The following is a 391-nucleotide window of genomic DNA, read 5'->3' on the forward strand; positions in this document are numbered from 1 at the left end:
CTGCAGGACATCCACTTCGCGCTGTGGCGGAGCTTCGAGGGATATCAGGGCCTCTCGTCACTCCGCACGTGGATCTATCGCGTGGCGCACAACACGGCGGCGAGCCATGTTCTGAAAGACAGGCGCGCACGGGTTTCGCAGTGGACAGACCTCGAGCACGTCGCGGACGCGCCAGATCCAGCGATCGTGGCGGACGCCGTTGAAGACAGCGACCTGCTCTCGCGGCTGATGTCGCTGGTGCCTCAGCTGAAGCCGCCGGACCGGCAGGTGATGCTGCTCTATCTCGACGGGCTGGATGCGAAGGAGACGGGTGAGATCACCGGCCTCTCGCCTGGCGCCGTCGCCACCAAGATTCACCGCATCAAGGCCGTGCTGGCCAAGAGATTCAACG

1 protein-coding gene is annotated in these 391 nt (G+C 64.5%); it reads left to right on the plus strand.

Translation table 11 applies throughout. The annotated features are described in order from the left end of the window. Nucleotides 1-391: RNA polymerase sigma factor (locus IM725_RS20195; protein WP_193782418.1), on the plus strand; the 391-nt coding region annotated here is incomplete at both ends.

This window comes from Ramlibacter aquaticus (assembly GCF_015159745.1).
Lineage (GTDB): Bacteria > Pseudomonadota > Gammaproteobacteria > Burkholderiales > Burkholderiaceae_C > Ramlibacter > Ramlibacter aquaticus.